Annotated in this window: 9 protein-coding genes; 5 read left to right on the forward strand and 4 right to left on the reverse strand. The window is 63.8% G+C overall.

From position 1 onward, the window contains the following. Positions 1 to 67: 67 nt before the first annotated feature. Together QWU43_RS08550 and QWU43_RS08555 are read left to right on the forward strand one after the other, a co-directional pair. A complete protein-coding gene (locus QWU43_RS08550) occupies positions 68 to 3,709 on the forward strand; it encodes an ABC transporter ATP-binding protein (protein WP_370917598.1) in 3,642 nt (1,213 codons plus the stop codon). Continuing rightward, positions 3,706 to 4,995 (forward strand): MFS transporter, encoded by a 1,290-nt coding sequence (locus tag QWU43_RS08555; protein WP_370917599.1) that lies wholly within the window; start codon positions 3,706 to 3,708, stop codon positions 4,993 to 4,995. Before QWU43_RS08550 ends, QWU43_RS08555 begins: the two co-directional genes overlap by 4 nt. On the opposite strand, the gene QWU43_RS08560 is transcribed toward QWU43_RS08555, so the two are convergent. The 4 genes from QWU43_RS08560 to QWU43_RS08575 form a co-directional block, all read right to left on the reverse strand. After that, a complete protein-coding gene (locus QWU43_RS08560) occupies positions 4,958 to 5,731 on the reverse strand; it encodes a 2-phosphosulfolactate phosphatase (RefSeq protein ID WP_370917600.1) in 774 nt (257 codons plus the stop codon). The two genes, QWU43_RS08555 and QWU43_RS08560, sit on opposite strands and share 38 nt — an antisense overlap. Before the next feature lie 73 nt (positions 5,732 to 5,804). Then, positions 5,805 to 6,578, reverse strand: coding sequence for a hypothetical protein (locus QWU43_RS08565; protein ID WP_370917601.1), 774 nt, complete (start codon positions 6,576 to 6,578; stop codon positions 5,805 to 5,807). A gap of 80 nt (positions 6,579 to 6,658) precedes the next feature. After that, positions 6,659 to 7,648 carry a lysostaphin resistance A-like protein gene (locus tag QWU43_RS08570; protein ID WP_370917602.1) on the reverse strand — a complete coding sequence of 330 codons (990 nt, stop codon included), beginning with the start codon at positions 7,646 to 7,648 and terminating at the stop codon, positions 6,659 to 6,661. A gap of 310 nt (positions 7,649 to 7,958) precedes the next feature. After that, positions 7,959 to 12,965 carry a DEAD/DEAH box helicase gene (locus tag QWU43_RS08575; RefSeq protein ID WP_370917603.1) on the reverse strand — a complete coding sequence of 1,669 codons (5,007 nt, stop codon included), beginning with the start codon at positions 12,963 to 12,965 and terminating at the stop codon, positions 7,959 to 7,961. Positions 12,966 to 13,136: 171 nt separating this feature from the next. Between QWU43_RS08575 and QWU43_RS08580 the strand changes: the two genes are divergently transcribed. The 3 genes from QWU43_RS08580 (at position 13,137) to QWU43_RS08590 (ending at position 20,842) form a co-directional block, all read left to right on the forward strand. After that, positions 13,137 to 13,550 carry a hypothetical protein gene (locus tag QWU43_RS08580; RefSeq protein WP_370917604.1) on the forward strand — a complete coding sequence of 138 codons (414 nt, stop codon included), beginning with the start codon at positions 13,137 to 13,139 and terminating at the stop codon, positions 13,548 to 13,550. Between the two features lie 173 nt (positions 13,551 to 13,723). Continuing rightward, complete coding sequence (locus QWU43_RS08585; RefSeq protein WP_370917605.1) at positions 13,724 to 14,980, forward strand: S1 family peptidase; 1,257 nt, start codon at positions 13,724 to 13,726, stop codon at positions 14,978 to 14,980. Between the two features lie 327 nt (positions 14,981 to 15,307). Next, on the forward strand, positions 15,308 to 20,842 hold the full coding sequence (locus tag QWU43_RS08590; RefSeq protein ID WP_370917606.1) for a Rib/alpha-like domain-containing protein: 5,535 nt from the start codon (positions 15,308 to 15,310) through the stop codon (positions 20,840 to 20,842). The last annotated feature ends 15 nt before the right edge of the window (positions 20,843 to 20,857 follow it).

Consider the following 20,857-nt stretch of genomic DNA (forward strand, 5'->3'; position numbering starts at 1 on the left):
AGCCTATATCGGGGAAGAAACGGAAAGTTGCTTGCCCCGGAAAATAGCTGAGGCTAACCTTCGCCCTATGACGCAGACGTGCGGCCCCGACGCCGATGACACCGCAGGCTCACCCGGAACGGTGAGTGACCCATCGCCCGGCGCCTCCGTCGGCGCACTGATCGGGAAGCAGAAACCCCGGTTGATCGCCAGCGGGGTGCTCTCCGTGCTCGGGGCGTTCGCCGGACTCGTGCCCTACGTCGTCATCTACTTCCTCGCCCGGGATCTTCTCGTCGGCGAGCAGCAGACCGGTCGCATTCCCTTCCTCGTGGCCGTCGCCGCGGCCGGGGTGGCGGGCAAGGCCCTGCTGCGCATGACGGCGAACAACGTCGCACACATCGCCGCCTACCGGGCGCTCGCCGACATCCGTCTCGCGCTGGCGGAGCGCCTCGCCCGGATGCCACTGGCCCGGGCCCAGGCGCGCAGCAGCGGCGAGGTGAAGAAGGTGTTCCAGGACGACGTCGAGCAGCTGGAACTCGGGCTCTCGCACGCGATCCCCGACATCGCGGCATCGGTGACCGTCCCGGTCACCACGCTGATCATCATGTTCGTCATCGACTGGCGCATGGCCCTCGCCGCCCTCGTAGTGGTCCTCGGCATCGTCGGATGTGTCGCCGCCGCGGTCACCGCGTCGAAGGACCTGATGGAGCGGGAATCCGACGTGAAGAAGCAGCTCAACGTCGAGGCGGTCTCCTTCGTCCGGGGTATCCGGGTGATCCGCGGCTTCGTCGGTTCGACGTTCCTCTTCGATGGTATCCGGGACGCGATCGTCGCCAGTGAGGACATCGAGCTGGACAAGACCGAGCGCGGACGGGTGGGCGCTGCGGGTGCCGCCACACTCGTCGCGATCAGCATCATCGTCATCCTGCCGCTCGGACTGTGGCTGTACCACTCGGGTTCGCTGGAACCCCAGGACTTCGTGTTCTTCATCCTCGTCGGTGTCGGTTTCGCCCAGCCGTTGATGTCGCTGACACTGTCGGCGGCTGTTCTCCAGTACCAGATCGAGGCGGGGCTGAAGAACATCTCTGGGTTCCTGGAAGAACCAGACCTACCGGTGCCACCGACCCCCGCCACCCGGGACGGCTCGCGCATCGAGCTCCGTGGTGCGCGCGTCACCTACGGGGAGACGGACGTCGTGAAGGACATCGACCTCGTCATCGAACCCGGTGAACGGGTCGCGGTGATCGGTGGATCAGGGGCCGGAAAATCAACGCTGCTCCGCATTATCGCGAGGTTCATCGACGTCAGCGCCGGAAAGGTCACGTTCGGCGGAACCGACGTCCGCGAGCTTGACCCGGCGGAACTCTCCAGGGCGATCGCCTTCGTCCAGCAGGACGATTATATCTTCAACGACTCCGTCCTGGAGAACATCCGGCTCGCCCGTCCGGACGCGACGGATGAGGAAGTCAAGTCGGCCGGCAGGCGGGCACGGGTCACCGAGTTCATCGACGAACTCGACCGTGGGTGGGATACCGTGCTCGGCGCTGCGGGGGCGAATCTGTCGGGTGGGCAGCGGCAGCGGATCTCCATCGCCCGCGCGTTGCTGGCCGACTCCCCGGTGGTGATGCTCGACGAGGTCACCGCATCACTCGACGCCACCAACGAACGGTCGGTGGTGGCGGCGCTGGCGGAACTGCAGCAGGGGCGAACGGTCATCACCGTCGCGCACCGTCTCGGGTCACTGACCGGATACGACCGTATCCTCGTCATGGACGACGGTCGGATCGTCGCCGACGGTGACCATGAGAACCTGTCTACGTCCTCCGAGACGTATCGCCGTCTCTGGCGGGACTTCGTCGCCGTCGACAACTGGGGGATGCAGACGGGTGACGGGCATCCGGCCGCCGCCCCGGCGTCCCCACCGGTCGCCCGCGCCGCAGAAACCACTCTCGACGGTGGATTCGCCGACCACACCCCGCCGGTCCGTAACCTGACCGGTCTCAGCCCCGTCGGCCAGTGGTTCGCGATGCTCGGCACCCACCGGGGACAATTGTGGCGGGCGGGACTCTGGCGCCTGCTGCTGGAAGGGTTCTTCACCTCGGCGCCGATGATCGTTGTGTTCTTCAGCCTGCTCAGGGTTCTGGATCAGACACTCACCACCAGTGATGTCCTGGCTCTGACAGGTGGGCTCATCCTGATCTTCCTCGCCCGACTGACCACCGGGATCGGTGTGGCGAAACACTGGTGGCCGATAGCGTTCCGGGCTATCGCGGACCTGCGGCGCTCCGTTCTCCGACGGTTGACCCGGGCACCGCTCGGGGTCTTCGACCGGATGGACGCGGGCCGGACAACGACACTCATCGTCTCCGAACTCGCCCTCGTCGACTTCATCAACCTTCCCGCGAAGCTCATCATCGCAGTGGTGCAACCGGTCCTCATCACGATCGCCCTGTTCAGCCTGGATTGGCGGCTCGCGGCCGCGGCGCTCATCGGGGTCCCGTTCTTCCTGCTCACACTGAAGGTGACTGACCGGGCTCACGAGGCCACCTTCATCGATGTCACCGCCGCGCGTCAGCAAGCCAATTCCGCGCTCCTCGAATTCTGCCGGGGGACAGCGGTGCTCAGGGCCTTCCCGGATGCACCCCAGGCCCAGATCTACCGCAGCCGCGTGGAGGCCCTGCGTAGGGCCAGTGTTCGCATGGCGGTCCGCACGAGCCCGACGACCACCCTCGGCACCATTGCACTGGAGGCCGGGTTCGTTGTGATGCTGTGGCTCGGTGCCACCCTGTTCATCGGAGGGACGGTGAGTGCGACGACCCTGCTGTTGTTCCTCATCCTGGCACTGAACATGTACCGGCCCTTCCAGGAACTGCTGGAACTCTCCGCCTACCGGCACCAGCAAGAACGCATCGCCCAGAGCCTCGCGGAGGTCTGGGACACCCCGGAGCTACCCGAGCCGGAGAATCCCCGGATACCCGTCGACTCCACCGTCGAGGTCGACGGCGTCACCTTCGGGTACAACGACCGGGACATCCTCCGCGACGTCTCGTTCACCGCGCAACCGGGAACAGTCACCGCCGTCATCGGCCCTTCGGGAGCGGGCAAATCGACGGTGGTGAACCTCGTCGCCCGCTTCTTCGACCCGGGCAGTGGATCCATCCGGATCGGCGGCGTCGATCTGCGGGACATGGACGCCGCGACGCGCCGGGAGACCATCTCCACCGTCTACCAGGATGTCTACCTCTTCCCGGTCTCCATCCGAGATAACCTCACCATCGGTTCCCCGGGAATCACCGATGGTGAGGTGTGGGAGGCACTTGCCCGGGCGGAGGCGTCTGATTTCGTCGCCGTGCTGCCGGATGGGCTGGACACCATTCTCACCGACGGTGGCACGAACCTGTCCGGTGGGCAACGGCAACGACTCTCTATCGCGCGGGCGCTACTGAAGGATTCGCCGGTGCTGCTTCTCGACGAAGCGGTCGCCGCCGTTGACCCGGGTACCGAGCGTCGTATCCAGGCGGCGGTGAACCGGTTGATCAATGGCAGGACCGTACTGGTGATCGCCCACCGGCTGAACACGATCCGCACCGTCGACCAGATCGTCGTTCTCGCCGATGGTCGTGTCGACGGTGCCGGACCACACGAGGAGATCGTTGAGACGAGTCCCGTCTACCGGGAACTTCTCGGACTCCCGGAACAACCGACGAACACGGCAGGTAGCACGGAATGACGGGCACTGAACCGACTGCACCGGATGAGACACGTCGTTCCGGGCGTGGGCGGAAGTTTCATATGGCGCTGATAGCCTCGCTGTACAGCACCCAGAACCTCAGCCTCGCCATGTTCGCCTACGCGTTCCTGACCATCGCCCAGGCCGGTGGGGTGCCTCTCACCAGGATCGGTGGGGCCAGCGGGCTGGCGACCCTCCTCGTCCTGAAGTTCCTGTGGGCACCCGTCGTGGACAGGTTCGGGTCCAGCAGGTTCGGGCACTACCGGAGCTGGCTCATGGCCATGCAGATCACCCTGGTCACAGGTTGCGTAATCCTGAGCTTCATCGACCCCGTCGGGCAGTTCTCTCTGGCGCTGGTGGTGTTCGGGTTCCTGTTCATCGTGGCAGGCACCCAGGACATCGCGGCGGACGCGACGGCGACCCGACTTCTGTCCACGGCTGATCGGGGCCTGGGCAACGGATTCCAGTCGGCGGGCAGTGCCGTGTCCCAGGTCATCGGTGGCGGGCTCGTCCTCGTCATCTACGACACCGCCGGATGGCAGGCCGCCGCACTCAGCCTCGCCTTCTGGAGTGCAGTCCCGCTGCCATTCGTCCTCCTGTGGCGGGAACGGCAGAGCACCGCCCAGCTCCCTGAACCCGGTGTGAACGGGAACGTGGTCCGATCCTTCTTCGCGGACCGGGCCCGGCGACAGTGGGCACTGGTCCACATGCCGCTCTATTTCGCCGGAGTCGCCGTGGCGTACAACCAGGTGCGCCCCATCCTCGTATCCGCTGACTGGTCGGCCACCCGCATCGGGATCCTCTTCGTGATTTGCGGGAGCCTGTTCGGAATCGTCGCCGGAATAGGCGCCGGAATCCTGGCCCGAAAATGGTCACGACATCGTGCAATACGGACCCTGGGGCTGATCCAGGCGACGACGACCGTCGGGGTGGTGCTTCTCACGCTGGGCATGACCGGTACGTGGGCCGCGACCCTCATCATCGGTACCCTCTACGGAGGCGTGGCCGCCACGATGACCGTGGTGTACACCGTGGCGATGGACCTCACCCGCTATGAATCAGCCGGGACCGACTTCACCGTATTCAGCACCCTCGCGGCGCTCGTGATGGTCCTGTCGGCCGGAGGCGGCATGGCGCTCTCCGGGGTGATCGGTTTCCTGCCCGTCGCCGTGGTCGCCGTGGTCCTGGCCTTCACCGGAGTCGGTGTGGTCATCCGGGGCTGCGGTCCGGTGCTGGAATCGGCTGCCGCTAGACAACCCGCAGTGAACGGAACGCACCGTCGATGAGTGTCGGCACAACAGGTGAGGCATCCAACTCCACCGCCACAGTGACGTCCTCATGGAAGCCCATGGCGGCGAGTTCCCGCCCGCCCACGCAATCAGCCAGGAGCGCGGAGAGGTACTCCTGTGACCCGGCGAACAGCCCGGCCGCCGCCAGCGCCTCCGGGCTGCACGCCCTGATGTGGCGCGGCACGATGAGCGCACTGAGAATCGCCCCCGCACCAAGATGATCCTCCAGCGCGGGGCGCAGCGATCCATCCTCCCGCCACCGTTCACCGGCGGCGATGACAGCCACACTCTTTCCCACATCCACCTGCTGCGCCGCCCACCGGCCGACCGCCGTGGCATTGCGCAGGCAGCCGGCGGCAACCGTGTCACCGTTCTCCGCGAGGATCGCGGAGATCGTCGACCCGTTGGGGGAGGGGAGCACGATCCGCGGGACCCGGGTGGCGGCGAGCAACCCGGCTGGTGACAGTGAGATACCCGCGCCACCCGGAACAGTGGTGGCCTCAAGACGGCCGACGGCGAGTACCGCGTCATGGTCCGCCGCGAAGTCCGCAGCCCGGTCATCCTTCCACCGGTAGGGATACACCGTCATACCCCGACCAGTGGCAACCGTCACGGACGTCGAGAAGCTCAGCACATCCACGATGATGTTCACGTCCGCGGCACAGCGCCGCGCGCCCTCCGGCCCCCAGTCCATACGGATCGCGTAGTCGGCCTGCCCGAAGTAATCACTCATGGGGTCAAGCGTATCGGCACCGCTCGACCGATTGCCCCGGTGCCCAGCCGACGGCGGGTACCGCTGGGCATGATCAGATGCTCGGCGCGTACGGAAAACGATCCGCCTGGAACAATAGGTACTCGATGACATCCGTGGGCAGGTCTTCCCGTCCCCAGTGCTCCCGGACAACCCGCACGGTGTCCAGATACCGGGCATACTGGGCGACGCTCCAGCCGTCCGTGGTATTCCAGCCGAGAGCGTTCGCGACCCTGCTGTCGAGAATGAGCGGGTGACGCTCGTCGGACGGGGCAGAGCGGCCAGCGGCGAAGTAGAGGAGTTTGGTGAAGAAAGACGGGCCGAGTTTGTGGATCTTCGCCGCGCCCCCGGTATGGAATGCCCGGTAGCCGGCCTCGGCCGATTCCCTACCGGCCCGCAGCCCCGCGAGGAGTCGCCCGGGTGTCCGAGGGTCTTTCAGGGGTTGAACTCCCCGATATATCTGCAGGTTAGCCTGCGCTGCTCCCCAGGCATAGACGGCGACATAGAAGTTCAGCACGTCTGTCTCGGTGCCGTCGCAGATGTTCTCACCGAGTTCGAAGAGTCGCTCCCTGGTCACCGAGAGGTACTCGTGATCAGGCTGATCCGTCAGGAACGGTGGTGGCGGGAACGGAACCGGGTCAGGATCCTTGTCCCACTGGCCGATCCAGTCGGAGGGCCGGAAGCGTTCCCGCTGTCTCGACACCAGCTCCGCCAACCTCGAGTGATCGGAACGTTCGTCGTCCGTCCACATCAGTTCCTCGTGGATCTGGTGCTCCGTCGACTCAAGTTTTGTGACCAGATCGTCGAGGTCGGCAGAGATAAGCTCCATATTTCTCTTTCTCTGAATGTGCTGTCCCTGAGCCTGTCCGGGCGGAGGGGTGCCGTAGGCTGGGATCAGATCGGATGGCGTCAGGCGAGTGCCCGGGTGGGTTTCGACGGTCGCGTGAACAGGCCGAGGTTCGACTCGGGGTTCGTCTTGATGCACCATACGATGATCGCGATCCCCAGGATGGTGGTGAGCATTGAGCCCTCGAGCCCGAAGTCACCGCCGTTGAGCAGTTCACTACCGCTCGGTGTCGAGGACAGGATGGAGCCCGGCAATACGTTGCCCGAGACATGCGAGCCGTAGATCATCGCGAGCACGAAGTTCCAGCCACTGTGCCAACCGGCGACGAACCAGGCATTCCCTGTACGCCAATACATCACACCGAACACCACACCGTAGAGCACCAGGTTCACCATGCCGAAGACCGTCAGGTTCGGGTTATTGATGTGGATATAAGCGAACAGAATCGACGACAGACCGATGGCTCCGGCGACCGTGAGCTTCGCGGCGTAGGCAGGAATGATGAAAAAGCGGAAGAGCAGTTCCTCGAAGAACCCCTGGAACGCGAAGAAGACAGCCGCGAGCAGCAGCACCCACAGTTCACTCATCTTCAGGGTGAATGAGACATCGAGGGTCCCGAAGATCACATTGAGTAGGTAGACGACGGTCACAGCGGCGAAACCGAACCCGACGCCGGTGATCCAGGTGCCGAAGCGGTTCTCTCGGACCATACCGAGATCGGGCAATGTCAACCGGAAAAGTTTGGTGAGCAGTAGAACACACAGGAGTACGGTTGCGATGCGCCCGATGGTTGACCCGATGCTGATCGGTGAGGCCGGGGCCAGGGAAGCGAGACCACCGAAAAGCTCACTGGTGATGGCAACGAGGATGTCACCGCAGTTCAGAAGCACCAGGGCGAGGATCGTGGGAACGATGACACAGATGACGACGTTGCGCTTGCACCACGGGGCCACGCGCTCATCGAAATCCACCACAGGTATGGGCAGCGTCCTGGTCTTCGGGGCTGCGTGGCGCCCCGAACTGGAGGGCTTTTGTTCTGGTGTTGGTGACATGAAAAGGTCCGTTCTCTGTGGGAAAGGGCCGCAGTCTGGTCCCGTTGCGCCCGTCGGGATGTGACGGGCGGCGGGGCTGACTGCCGGGTACGGACACCACTGCTGTGTGGGCCCGAGGAACAAAGTGATCGTGCTGTATCCCACGCTACACATTCGGACCGGAAATGAAACGGTTCCGTGTGGGACCATTGTCGGGGGGTGTGCAACGAAATCTCCAGATGGCAGCAGCAACGGGCGCGCCTCCGCTCGTCGTGGAACCGAAGCCCGGACCCGCGAGAGTAACCCCACGGGTCCGGTACCTCGCGTTGCGTTAGCGCAGCGAATCTGTGATCCTCACGGTCTCCACCGCGACGCGGGTGACCTTGGCGATCAGGTCGACGATGTAGCGCGGATTGCCGACCTCATCGCACCAGTCGTTCGGATCGTTGACGATGCCGGAAGCCTTGTCCTTCTTCACCTGGTAGCGGTCGATGATCCACCCGAGCGCGGAGCGCGAACCAAGGAGATAGCGCTCCGCCTCCTCGGGGATACCCGAGACGGTGACCTTCGAGTTGTAAATGATCGTGGTCGTGTCGTTGACGTTCTTGCCCGTCTCCGGGTCCTTCTTCTTCGCCCACTTCATCTTGGTCACCCGCCACGTCTCCCGGTCATCGGGATCAGCGGACTTCTTCACCTGCACATCGACCGGATAGGGATCGACATCCTCGTAGTTGACGTGCAGATCCATCAACTTTCGTCCGGCCTCGGTGAGCTGATCGAACCGTTCGCGTGACGACGGCGTCTCCACGTGCGGCAGCATCTTCTTCAGATCCGCGGCGTAGGCCTCCCGGTAGTTCGGGTCGTGCAACTGCCCGTAGACGAAGTAGAAGATGTCGTCCTTGGAGATGTCACCACCGAGCGCATCCCGGTAGATGGCGAGAATCTCATCGGTGATGTTGTCCACCCGTCGGTAGCCGTCGAGGATCTCGCCCTCGGTACATGGTTCGGTCTTTGACATGGCGGTGGAACCGAAGTTGAGGGTTCCAGCCGGGGCTTCCACGGGCTCCCAGGTCCAGCGAGGGAAGAACTGGCCTGTATCCAGTGTATGGAGATTGGGAAGGAGATCGGTGGCAAAAGTTGTGAAGTCGAAATGTGAAGCTGGGGCGGTCAGGACTATTCCCATATTGTCGTGCTTCGCTGTCGGGAACATTTTTGGAAGCTCGCCACGCCTATGGTTCAGTATAGGGTCAAAATAAAGGTATTGTATACAAAATGGGCGATATAAACCTTTTGCTATAGAGCTGTAGTTTGTCGGAATATCCCACCCATTAATAAATCGTCTATCGAGGCTAGTTGTCCATTTTATTCTTGTGGGTTCAAGAGTGAAGTCACTGGTAGTCTTGAATTTCTTAAAAGTCCCTTCAAACCGTAACCACATTTTTAGCAGTTTTCTATACTCTGACAAGAGTATTGCCATATTATTTCGTATTTTTAATTGATTAAAATTATAAACCCAAGAGTCTCTTCCTGTTTCAAGTCCTCGGCTGTAGTGTCTAAAGACCAATTTATTTCGTGAATTCCGGTTTCCCAGTACAGGCCACGTCTCAAACTCCTCTGAGCGCTGGTTGACCCAATCTCCGTGGTTGTTCGGGGTGATCTTCTGCCATTCGATGTTCTCTGGCATACTGTGTTCGAGGATTGCGAGTTTCTCTTCTCTCGTGAGGTAGTCGCCGATGTCCTTGTAGTGGATCGTGCAGGTTTCAGCGTTCGGCGTTTTGATTCCGATGAAGATGGCTATGGTTGCTTGTGATCCTGATCCAAAAATCTGCCCACCTTCCTTTTTGTAGTCCGAATTCCGCATGTTGCCTTTGAGGTTGAACACGTAGATCTCGCTGAAGTCATCGGCGAGGCTCAATCGGATTCCGTCGGCGGTGTTGCCGTCGATCCAGCCGCCGTTGGACACGAACGCGACGATTCCGTGGTCGCCGATGCGGTCGGTGGCCCAACGGAAGGCACGGAGGTAGGAGTCGTAGAGGCTGTTCTTGTTCTTCGCTGTCGAACGCGCCGCGTAAGTTTCCTCGATACGCCTGTCCAAGGTCGGGTACTTCACGTTCGCGTTGAGGTCATTGGCGTTGTTCTGCCCCACGGAATACGGCGGGTTACCCACGATAACGTGAATGGGCGCGGACTTCTGGCGCTCGATCCGGTCATTGTTCTCTACGAACATACCCAGATCCATCGCGTCATCGTCCTCGGTGATCTGGAAGGTATCGGCCAGCGCGATGCCCTCGAAGGGCTGGTATCCGCCCGTGTTGCCGTCCTCGTCCGCGTTGAGTGCGGCGTAAGTGGTCTCGATGTTGACGGCCGCGACGTAGTACGCCAGGAGCATGATCTCGGTCGCGTGGATCTCGGTGGCGTACTTGCGCGCCAGATCCTCTCTACGGATCAACCCGGATTGGAGAAGCCGCACGGGGAACGTACCCGTACCAGTGAATGGGTCAAGAATGTGCACCCCCTCATCGGTGAGTCCACGTCCGAAGTGCTTGCGGGAGGCCCAGTCCGCGAAGCGGTTGATAAAGTCGACGATCTCTACCGGGGTGTAGACGATGCCGAGAGCTTCGGACTGTTTCTTGAAGGCGAGTTTGAAGAAGCGCTCGTACAGGTCCTTGATCACCTGCTGCTTGCCTTCGGCGGTGGTGACCTCGGAGGCTCGGACCTGGACAGACCTGTAGAACCGTTCCAGGGATTCGGTCTCTGATTCGAGGCGCTTGTCCGAGAGGGCCTCGACCATGCGTTGCATGACCCGGGAGACCGGGTTGTGCTGCGCGAAGTCGTGCTCGGCGAACAGGGCGTCGAAGACGGGCGCGGTGATCAGGTGCTGGGAGAGCATGCTGACGGCGTCGTCGCGGGAGATGGACTCATTCAGGTTTGCGCGTAGTCCCTTGAGGAACTCGTCGAATTCCGTGGCGACCGTCGGGTCCGCAGTATCGAGCAGTCGGTTGATGCGCAGGATCTGTGCGTCGGCGATGTTGGCGACGTCCTTCGCCCAGTCCTCCCAGTAGGTTCTGGTACCCACCTTGTCGACGATGCGGGCGTACACGGCCTCCTGCCATTTTTCCATGGAGAACAGGGCGAGTTGTTGGCTGGAGAAGGAGGGGTCGCGGGTCGATTCGTGGCTGGTGCTCCCGGGCTCCGGAGCCTGGGTCGTGACATCGGGATTCGATACGAACGGATCGGCGGGGGCAGGGGTGTCATTCGGTGGGACATCGATGAACGCGGGCTGGATGGTGGTGTTCAGGGCAGCGTTACTGGCGTTGAGCTTCGCGGAGTTGACCGTCGCGTTGAAGCGCTCGTCGTGGGCGCGCAGCGCGTTGAGGATCTGCCAGACGACCTTGAATTTCTGGTTGTCGTTGAGCACCTCGGAGGGCTTCTTGTCGGCGGGGATACTGATGGGCAGGATGATGTAGCCGTAGGTCTTCCCCTCCGATTTACGCATCACCCGGCCGACAGACTGCACGACATCGACCTGGGAGTTACGCGGGTTCATGAAGATCACCGCGTCGAGTGCGGGTACGTCCACACCCTCGGAGAGGCACCGTGCGTTGGTGACGATGCGACATTCATCCTCGGGGACCGCGTCGGACTTCAGCCAGCGCAGGATGTTGCCGCGCTGGAGGGCGTTCATGGTTCCGTCGACGTGTTTGGCGTCCACGGTGAGGTCGAGATTCTGGGTGGAGATTGCCTCGTTGGTCGCGGCCTTCTCCTCCAGGTTCCGGGAATAGACACTCGTCACGGAGGGGAACAGATCGGTGAACTTCCTGGATGAGGCGATGTCCGAGGCGAACAGCACCGCTCGACGCATGGGTGCTGCGCCTTCGGGGAACCCGGTGGCCTGGTCCTTTCCGGTGTCGAGTGTGGTGCTGGACCGCTTGGCCAGGCCGTTCCACGCGCCGATCATCTTGGAGACGTCATCGAGGTTCCCGGCTGCACCCGCCATTTCAAGGGCCTGCGGAAGGGTATCGGCGGCGATCTGATCGTTGATACCGAGTACGAGGACCTTGTAGTCGGTGAGCAGTCCCTTCTCCACGGCTGCCCCGAAGCTCAGGCGGTGGAACTCGGGACCGTAGGTGTCCTCGTCGTCCATCGAACACAGTTCGGCGGAGTGCTCCTCCGCTTTGTTCTTGATGTCCTCGCCGAACAGTCGGGGAGTGGCTGTCATGTACAGCCGCTTCGTGCCCCTGATGTAGGAGTTGTCGTGGATGCGCACGAAGTGCGAGGCGTCTTCGCCCGCGAGGGTGATACCCGTGGTGCGGTGTGCCTCGTCGCAGATGATGAGGTCGAACGGGTCGGTGCCATTGTCGGTGTTCTGGGCCTCGTGGATGGCCTGGAGTGACTGGTAGGTGGTGAACACGACTGTCAGGCCCTTCGCGCGGCGGCGGTGGCGCATCTTGGCGGCGAGTTCGACACCATCCGTGGTTACCGGTACCTCAAGCTCGTAGGTGGCGATGTCCTCGGCGTCTTTGGACACCTTCTTGTCGGAGCACACCGCGTAGGCGCGGAGGTCGTGTTCGGAGTGGCTGGTCCACTCCTTCAGCGTCTGGGAGAGCAGGGAGATCGACGGCACGCAGAACAGGATCTTCGCCTGGCCGCCGAGTTTCGTGGCCAATTGTTCCGAGAGTTTTAGCGCGGTGAATGTTTTGCCGGTACCGCAGGCCATGATCAGCTTGCCGCGGTCGTGGTCCCGGAAACCAGCGAAGACCGCGTCGATGGCTTCCTTTTGGTGCTTACGCGCGCGGAACCGTTTGCGCTTGGTGAGGGAGAACTCGATGGCGTAGTCCGAGTCGGGGTAGGCGATCTCCCAGTTGATCGGGGCGTCGGCGATTTCGGCGAGGCCGATGCGCTGCACGGGGATCGTCTGACCCTCGAGTGAGGCTTCCGCGTTCTTTCCCCACCGGTCGGTGGTGGAGACGATGATCCGGTTGCTGAAGGACTTCCGTTCGCCGGTGTCGGTGACGAAGGTGCGCCCCGATGCGGTGTAGAAGGAATCCAGGTGGGACTTCTGCAGTGTGGTGGTGGGTTCGTAGAACTTGCACTGGATCGCCGTCCAGGAGTCGTCCTCGGCGCGGTGCGCGACTAGGTCGATGCCGGTGTCTCCAGCGCTCGGGTCCTTGTACTTCCAGTCGTTCCAGCGCAACACCTCGTCGTACTCCTGCGAGTACATGGGGTGGAGCTGGAAGTAGCGCACCATCAGTTTCTCGAACTCCAGTCCTCTCGCTGCGTTGGAGTCGAGTTCACGGAGCGCTGTGACGACATCGTCGATGGAAACCTTGGAAGCCATGGGGACCATTGTGTCGTAGTGGAACGAGTACCACGGCGAATGAGGTCGGTGTCGCCGCTTTTGGGGGTGTGGCGACAGGGACGCCCGGTGGCCCGGACCTGTTGACATGCCCAGTGAAGGGGTGGTTAGCTGCCAACAAATACCGTTCACCCGAGATCCGAGGAGTTGTCAATGACCGAGAAACGCTCACCTCTCGTCAGTGTCGGAGCTGTCCTGCGGGGAGAGCTGGGTGTGTTGTCGGCCTGCGCCGCGTGGGCCGGTGTCGTCGTGCTCCTTCTGTCCGCGACCGTGTTCGGTGGTCCGGTGCTCTTCGTGGTGCCGGTGATCCTCATCGTGTTGGCGGTACGGGCTCTGCGGAGAGGTGCCGGTGCCATGGAATGGACGGCGGTCGTTTCGACTGGGGTATTTCTCGCGTCGCTGGGCTATCTGGGGGCGGCGTTCTCCGTGGGGATCGACGCCGCGGATGCGGGGCTACCTGTGCCGTGGTGGACCGATCACGTTGCTGTCGGTTTCATCGTCGTGGCCGTATCCCTGGTTGCCGCGGTCGCATTCCTCTCCGCGGCGTGGGCACGGGCGGCGGACTGATTCCCGCGGGCCGCGGGAAGTCGAAATTATCCGGAAATCCCCAGGTTAAATCGAAGTAACGTGGTTACCTGCGGCTGTTGCGTGCGTGAGGTGACACAGTTCTGTTCCTGGGGGTGCCGGAGAAGTGACACCCCTGCGTCGGCAGTCCGGGGAAAGGGAGATTCTGTGGCAGTATGTACCTGTTAGCGAATCGTCTCCGGGTGCGCAGCGTCCGTGTGCCGGAGAGTCATCCCATTCTTGTGAAAGCAGTCAGCGTCTTCATGCCCAACCTGGTCAAACTCCGCCGTGTCCTTCCTGCCACCATCATCGGTATCGGGTTACTCATGGTGGCACCACAGGCATCTGCGGCGGAGGCGGATCCGGTGTCGGATGTGACCGAACAGGTTCGATCGGTCGCCCGGGAGATTCAGACCGATATTGATCGGGCTGTTGACGGTGCGCTCCGCGCAGGCACCGGGGTGGGGGCTGCGGACACGGCGAAGCGTCTCAATGAGGCCGCGATCGGTAGTGGGCTCGGCCAGATTATCCCGGACAACGTGATAGCGGCTGCTGAGGCGGTTGCGCCGGATGATTCCTCCGATGTGCACGGTGACGGTATCTGGTGGGATGGTGGTGCCGTATCTGCTGTAGAAAGCACGTTTGACGCGTCTCGTCGCGGGCCGAACTACCAGTGGCGCACGGATGTCGTGTCACAGCTCATGGCGGGTCGCCCCGGCCCGGTACTCAATCGGGTGAGCGGTAGTTGGTTCAATGGCCCGGACATCCCGGAGGAGTCCTTCGCGGCGCAGCGCAGGGGGAAGTCGCTTTTCGGTCCCGGTACCCCCGTGTTCATCGGCCCGAAGACCCTGTGCACCCTCGGGGTAGCGGGTTATGATGCCGAGGGTCGTGCGGTGGGCATTACCGCTGGTCACTGTGGTAATCCGGGGGAGGCGGTGATCTCGGCCGACTCCTGGGAAGTGGGGCAGGCTGGCACGGTTGTGGCGTCGAGCAGGAACTACGACTATTCGGTGATCGAGTTCAATGATCGAGCTGAACTCACGCGCAGCTACAACGGTGTCACGGTGAACTCGGTCGGCGGTACGCCGGTGAATGGGGAGATCCTGTGCAAGCAGGGGGTCGCCACCGGGCACACGTGCGGTACGTCGTGGATCAGTGAGAAGCGGGTCAATTTCTCTCAGGTGTGTGCCATGCGTGGGGATTCGGGTGCTCCGCTGCTCGCCGGGGACCGGCTCGTCGGGGTGGTGTCGGGTGGTGTGTTCCCGGACCACAACCTGTCCTGTCGGAGTCCGCTCCAGGGGCCCTTCTTCATGCCGACCGCGAGTCCGACGATTGATGCGATCACCGATAACCTCAATGCCGGGGGAGCTGCAGGGGCGGGTTTCGTGCTCCCTCCGGAGGGGGGACCGTTCGCGGCGGTACGAGGTCGCTGAGGGTGATCTGAGTGCCCATTTGTACCGGCTCCTGTGTGGGGCCGGTTTTTTATGTCCGGGAACCAGCACTCAAGTTAGCTAATGAAATACAGCCCCAATAAGGGGTAAAAACGCCCCGCTGGGGAAGGTTGTTTCTCTTAGTTTTCAATGCCCTAACGGTAATGAATGTCCAGTTCAATAGGCATTTATACTGGTTGAGTCGATGATGGTGGCCTCGTTCCTGTTGAAAAGTGCCCAAATGGGACACCGGAAAACTGATACCTTCGAGCCGCCGCCGTATCCGCCTCACTTCTTCCCGTCGCCAACCTCAGCGGGAGGAACGACGCGGTGGTCGCGGTCACCACCATCGAGGAACAGGACAACTTCATGCGCACATCCCCACTGACCCGCAGATCCCGGTCAAGCCGCTCTGCCCGGGTCGCCTACATCGCCGCCGTCGCCTCCGTGGCACTGATTACACCATTCGTCGTCGCCCCGATCACTGTTCCACAAGTGGCGACGGCAGCGGAGATTTCGGAGGACAGCGATGGGCACGCCTGGGACTTCTCCACGATCGCGATCACCTACCCGGTGATCACCGGAACCCCGGGCGTGGTTGCGGAGTCCTTCCCCGACGTCTACGACGCCACGACCGGGCTTCCCGTCGGCACCTGGGGGTTGATGACGTTCCGACTGGTCGACGATGTCCCGGGCCTGTCGGTGAACATCGACACCGGCAACGTCGTGTACGAGGCGCCGGAGGGTGCTGCACCTGGACCGAACGCCCCGGTGGACGTTGAGGTCACGTTCCTCGACGGCTCGACCCGCATCGTCCAGGTGCAGACAGCGGTGGGGCGGATGGCGGACCGTGGCGGATACACGCTCGTTCCGGTCACAGTGGACAATGTGCTCACAAAGAGCGCCCCCGTGGAGTTGGAGTACGGGCGCAGCAACGACTACGAGGCGGCGCAGCTCATCGCCTCCATACTCCCGCGAGCGGGTGTCGATACCCCGCCGTGGGCCCGCATCCGTGATGATCGGGTGGAACTCGTGGTTACACCCGACGTCTACGACCGCACGCTCACGCTGCCGGTGACCATCACCTACCGGGACGGCAGTGCCACCGACGACGTCGCCGTCTGGAACGTCGGTACCGCATCCGACATCACCCCCGTCATCCCGGATACCCCGGTGTCGGCAGGTGCCCACTCGGTGATTCCCGTCCGCTATGAGAAGAACGGATGGACGATACCGGACAACCTGCCCGTGCCTGTCGAGATCACCGAGGGGCCGGACTGGGTCACGGTGACGGACGGCTCGATCCTCGCCCTACCGGGTGTCGGTGTCGCCCCCGGTGACTACCGGGTTCAGGTATCGGTCGGGTTGCCGTCCGGCGACGTCCCTATCATGTTCACCGTCCGGGTCACCCCATCCGCCGGTGGCGGCATCGGGGACTATCACCTGGCACCGGTGGGTGGGAGCGAGGTGATCCCGGGACGGGAAGCCTCCGTGCCGCTTCCGCAACTCATGCGCGGGGAGGAACCAGTCGATGCCATGGGCTACACGTTCACCGTCTCCTCGGATGACGTCGATGCGGAGATAACCGAGGAAGAGCCGGGGAACAGGGTCATCCGTTTCACAGCGCCGAAGGCGGGGAGGGAGCAGATTCGCCTCGTTGTGACGGCGACCCCCGTCGTCGGTGACCACGAACCGGTGACCGCCCCGGTCCGGCTGTTCACCCGTCCCTACAACGGCCGACACGACAACCACTACAACAACATCGTCGATGTGAAGCCGGGAGAGGGAGAAGTCAGTTCCCCCGTGCTCGTCACCGACGATGACCGGGAGTACGGCACCGAGCCTGGGGAACTCACCTTCACCCTGGGACAGAACCCGCCCGCGGGGGCGTCGATCGCCGCGGACGGCACCGTGTCGGTCCCCCGGTCAGCGGTAGTGGAGGCGGAGATCCTGAAGGTTCCGGTGACCGTGACCTACCTGGATGGTTCCACGGACCGGAATGTCGCTGTGTTCACCACCCTGGATTCCGGGGCGTTTGTCGATGTGGTTCTCGCGGCGGGCCCGCAGGGTAGCTACAGCATGCGGGACGTCTACCTCACCCCCGGCTCGGACCGGGACCTGACGCTGCGTGATCTGCTGTTCACCGACGCGGACTTCGGGGGAACCGTTGAGCGTTTCCCGGAGTTCACCGGCGTCGGCGGTTCCACCTGCACGGTTACCGCGCCCGAGTCCCTGCCTGCGGGTGTGCATCTCGAGGAGGGCTTCGGGTACGCCAACTGTGATCGGGCGGTCCGCGTCGACGCCGACGCCCCGACGGGGACGAGCTTCACGGTGGACGTCGCGGTGGAGATCGTCGACGCCGAGGGCGCACGGCAGCAGCTCACCACCACCCAGACGGTGCGAATCGTGGACAACCCGGTTGACTATGAGCTGCCCGCCGACAACTACGAGACGGTACCGTCCGGTGCGGCGAGTACGTGGGATCTCGGCGGCGGGATACCGGCCGGCGATGTGACGCTCGTCGATGACGCATCCGGGAGGTTCACCCTCACGGGGAAGGGGATCGTGTTCACCCCGGAATCCGCTGATGCGGGGAAGACGTTTGCGACCACGGCGCGCATCCGGCGTGCCGACGGCACCGGTGGTGATGTCGCGTGGGTCGTCCGGGTGAGCGACAGCGGCGTCCTGACGCCGACCGTCGACTACGGGGATCTGCGCGTCGTGCGGGGTGAAACCCGCACCTTCAGCCCATATGTCATCCCGCATCCCAGGGGGAGTGCTGGCCCGGTGGCTGCGACGTACCGGCTGTCCGACGGGGCCCCCGACTGGTTGAGCGTGGATCCGGGGACCGGTGTGGTCACCGCCAAGGTGCCGGACGATGCCCCGGCCCGTGGTGTCCGGGCCCTCGTCGAGGTGAGCTTCGCGGGTGGCGGTACCACGAGTGCGCCGTTGAACGTTGAGGTGGTGAGCCTCGCCGGCTCACGCATCCACTACAACAGTGCGGACCTGCTCGCGGTGGGCCCGATCAGGGTGGAACCGGAGACCGCATTCCTCCGCGTTGATCCGGTGTCCTTTGAACTCGTCACCCCGGAACCGGGCATCAGCATCGATGATTCCGGTGTGATCACCATCGACGACGGAATCATGGGTGCGGATGACTCCCGGAACATAGTGGTCACCGCAGTGTTCCGCGACGGTTCCCGGTACACCCAGAACGTTCACGTGACCACGACGTCGATGGCGGTGTCCTATGCGACGGTCTACGACTGGGTCACCGACATCACCGGCTCATCCCCGGTCACCGGCGGCTGGCCGACTCATGTGGTGCGGTCGGGCGCACCGCACGGTGCGCCCGCGCCCGAGCCGACCTATGAACTCGCGGACCCGGAGGCAACCACCGACGCCTCGGTCGATCCCCGGACAGGCAGGGTCACCACGACCCTCGCCGCGGGCGTCGGAGAGGCCGATGTGCCGGTGCGGGTGACCTACCGCGACGGCTCCAGCCGGATGTCGGTCGTTCACTTCACGCGGGACGCCTACCTGGACAAACTGACGTTCGCCTACCCGGAGCGCCGCGTTCACATCGGGTTGGAGGACGAGCACGTGACCAACGAGAACGCGGTCCTGCCCACCTTCGTCAACGGTGCGGCCGGAACGCAGCGACCCACCGTCTACGGCACCTGGTTCGAGGCCACCCCGGGGCAGGAGAACGCCGACCTCTTCACCGTGGACCGCAACTCCGGTGAGGTGACCCTCCTCGATCCCGTGGCCCACGCGGGGGAGACCCGCACGCTGAACGTCACGGCGCACCTGCCCGGCGGGTCCACCGCGACCGCCGATGCCACCTTCACCGTCGACCGGGCCAGCAGCGATGTTTCCGTCATCTACCGTGACCTTTACGGCGTTGCGGAGGGGAAGACCTCCGTCAGCGCCCCCATCTTCGTTCCGGAGGTCTCCCGTGACCTGGTCGCCACCTTCATCCTGTTGGACGCGCCAGAGGGCATGGAGATTGACCCGACGACCGGCGTGGTCACCTACACACCCGCAGGTGAACCCGGGGACGGAAGGGGCGACATCATCGTCGAGTTCACCGACGGCGACGCCGCCCGTGGGGAACTCGCTTATCACACACAGAGCTACGCCGACGCCATCGTGCCCGATGGACTCACCGCGAACCTCACCGCCGAGGCCGGGCACCGGACCGTCGTCACCGTCGATGCCTTCGCGGGGGAGCACTCCCACTACCGCTGGGGGCCGAAGCGGTGGCTCATCCAGTCCGTCGACCCCACCGGTGACGTCTGGGACGAGTTCTCCCCGCACATCACCCGCCGCGAACACCATCCCGATCTGCTGAGCTTCATTGCCCCCGACCGTCTCGCGGGTCAGCAGGTCGACCTCCCGGTCACCCTGACCTACCCCGACGGGACCAGCGTCGTGGCGACACTCCGCACCACCGTGACGGACCCCGGACATGACCATGAACACGGTCACGGTGGTTCCGTGGCAGCGGCAGTGCGCTTCTTCTACGACCCCGTCACCGTGGACAACGATGCCCGGAGCGCCACCTCCGGGCCGCTCCGGTTCGCACCGAAGTACCGTCCGCGGCACGCGGGTGAGCACGACCCGGAGACCGGTGAACTCGTCGATCTGTGGCGCGCCGGGCGGATACTCAACGTCACGGCACTCACTGATCGGGAGGTCACGCTCGAACCTGACACCGGTGTGCTCACCATCGCGGTCACGGACGACGACCGCGACAGCCAGATCACCATTCCCGTCCAGATCACGTTCAACGATGAGCACGCGGAAACCGTCACCGTGCCCGTGGTGTTTGCCGTCGGTGCCGCGGCGGTTCCAACGGCGGAGAACACCCGGGTGATCTACCCGGCGGTGAGCGTGGCCACGGGGTCCGACGCCTTCGCTGAACCGCTCGTCCGGGTCGACGGCGGGCGGTTCTCCGTGCCCGTCGACGGGCTGCGTTTCGATCTCGCGGACGGGGCGCCCGCCGGTGTCGTCATCGACCACGCCACCGGCGCGGTCGGGATCGCCGCGACCCGGAGCCACCTCGCGACAGCCGAGGGGATCGTCGAGGTTCCCGTCACCGTGTCCTTCCCGGGTGGCGGAGAAACGGCCTCGACCACGGCGCGGTTCGTCGTCCACGAGAAGAACACCCGAACCGGTGCGGAGACCCACGATCCGCAGGTGGAGACCGGACTCAAGCCGGTGCGGCCCGTGGCATTCGCCTCACGCATCGTCTTCGACGGGGCCCGCCCCGACGGGCTGCGGTTCGCACTGGTGGACGGCGGTGCACCGGGTGTGCGGGTGACCGAGGACGGGGAGGTCACCACAACCGGTGACGGCGGCACCCCCGCGACGGTTCTGGTCACCTACGCCGACGGCTCACAGGATGTCGTCGAGGTTCCCTTCATCGCATGGACCGCGCCGACCCCGGTTCCCTACGGCGAGCCGGTGGTCCACCCCGATGGAACGGTCACGGTTTCCCCGGCCCCGGACACGGATCTCACCGGGGTGGAATTCAGCCTTGATGAAGGATCCCCGGAGGGTGTGAGCATTGCGGCTGACGGTACCGTGCGGGTCGCGCCCACGCCGGATACCGCGGGTGAGACCGTGACGGTCACCGTGGTCACGATCCGGCCCGGGGAAAGCCCCGCGCGCACGACTTTCACCGTTGCTGTGCCGGACCGTCCCGAAGCCCCGGACGCGGGATCCTCCGTCGGGCGGAGTTTCCTGGCGCTGCTCCTCGCCTTGCCGCTGTTCATCGGGGCCATCGGGTTTGCGCTCCTGCACAGTGGGCTGGTTCCGGCGCTCCCGGGACTGCCGCCCCTGTGGTTCCCCCACCGCTGAGGACACGGTCGCGGG

Origin of the sequence: Corynebacterium sp. CCM 9204, assembly GCF_041357695.1 — a bacterium.
Taxonomy (GTDB): Bacteria; Actinomycetota; Actinomycetes; order Mycobacteriales; family Mycobacteriaceae; genus Corynebacterium.